At 64.8% G+C, this 1690-nt stretch carries 2 protein-coding genes; both read left to right on the forward strand.

All coding sequences use genetic code 11. The features are described 5' to 3' along the window. Window positions 1-275 precede the first annotated feature (275 nt). Window positions 276-1349 carry a hypothetical protein gene (locus VAE54_RS14245; RefSeq protein ID WP_322802641.1) on the forward strand — a complete coding sequence of 358 codons (1074 nt, stop codon included), beginning with the start codon at window positions 276-278 and terminating at the stop codon, window positions 1347-1349. Window positions 1350-1358: 9 nt separating this feature from the next. After that, window positions 1359-1690, forward strand: a 332-nt coding sequence (locus tag VAE54_RS14250; protein ID WP_322802642.1) for a hypothetical protein, incomplete at its 3' end; no start/stop codon positions are given.

The raw sequence follows: 1690 nt of genomic DNA on the forward strand, positions 1-1690 counted from the left end.
GCTCCCTGGCCCCCTTTTTTAACACGCGTCGGATGATGAAGGAATATCTCCACGAGATGTATCTTCCCGCCATGGAAGCGGCCCGCCGCCGGACGGCCATCCCCCGGGAGCCGGTTCTTTAATGCGGCAACCGCAGATCGTTGAGCGGAGCCTCCCTGTTCCCCGCGGGGCAACGGCAAGCCGTTGCCCTACTTCGGGCCGTCCAGCCCCCTGGCGGATAAAATTTAAAAAAACAAAAAAATTTAAAAAAACAACTTTTCTTGGGAGTTGCACCCATGAGCGCGTTACGTTGGCTGGTCCGCCTCCGAGGGGCGCTCTTCCTGGCGCTGAGCCTGCTGGCCGCCTGTCTCCCCGGCGCGGCCTCCCCTTCCCGCTCTATGCCTTCCCCCTCCGACTGGATCTGCGAATCCCCTCCCCCATGGCCCAGCTCCCCATGTCTCCGCCTCGAAGAATCTCCTCAGGTGGGTCACCCCTTTCACCTCACCCTCCTTGTGTTCTACTCCCTTCCCCCTTCCGCCCCTCCTCACGTCCTCATCCTCCATCTCCCGGCCGTCCTGCAGGTTCTGGCCGTTGAAACCTCCCTCCCTTACCGCCTGGAAACCGACACCGTCCACCTGGTGGATCCGGCGGAGCTCCTGACCCCTTATACCGGCGAAGGTCACTTCACCGCCCCGGGCACCCGCCTTCGTTTCGTCCTCGAAGGCCAGGGCCGACAGTCGCTGTTCCATCCCCTCCACCGGGAGGAAGAGCGCGGCGAGGTCATCCGCCTCACCCTCCAGCTCCAGTATCCCGGGGAATGGCAGATCAACGCCCTGCAACAGGAAGAACCTTATGACTTCAAACACTACCGCGGGCATCTCGTCCTCCTGGGCTGGAGCACTGAAGCTCAAGCCTACTGGACCGATTACGACACCGCCTTTAGGCGGGCGTGGAACCTGAAGAGCCAGCAATGCGGCGGCGTCCGCCCCTGCACCCTTCGCTTTCCCTATGATCCCTATCGGTTTGCCCTTGGGGTGCCGCCGGAGGCGCCGGGCCGTTCCCTGCGGGAGCGCCCCACCACCTTCTGCTCCTCCTATCAACGCCCGGGCACCTGCACCGATTATGGCCTGCCGGAGGTCTCTCCGGAGGACTTCCAGCCGGAGGAGTCTCCCCCTCCGGTTTCTCCGTCGGCTTCCTCCCCTCCTTCGCCTGCCGCTCCTGCCCGATGGCTGGACCTCTCCGGTCGGATCCATTACCGGGATCCCCTCACCGGCGCTCTGCTGCCGGCTCGGGGGGTGCGGGTGGAGCTGTGGAACGAGCCGGAGCCCTCCCCTCATCCCTGCCTGGAGCCGCCCAGACCCATTCCCTGACCGCCCCGCGTGCCGCCCCCGACTCCGCCCCCCGCGTGCCGCCGCGCCCGGCTGGACGTCACCTACACAAGCGAGGACGGCTCCTATTCGTTCAGCGTTCCCACCGCCTTTCCCCTCCGCCTTGTCCTGCGGGTTTACGCCCGGGACGATCGGCGGGTCGCGGTTCGGGATCCCATCTGGGGACCCTATGTTCACAAGACTGAGCCGGTGGAGCTGAGTCCTGGGGCGCATCGTCTGGATGTTGTGATTGAGGATGAGGATCTGGCCAAGGCCTTTTTCATTTATGACACGCTGACGCGGCGGGGCTGGGAGGAGCTGATGCGGCGGGTGGGGTGGGCTCC

The organism is Thermoflexus sp. (genome assembly GCF_034432235.1).
Taxonomy (GTDB): domain Bacteria; phylum Chloroflexota; class Anaerolineae; order Thermoflexales; family Thermoflexaceae; genus Thermoflexus.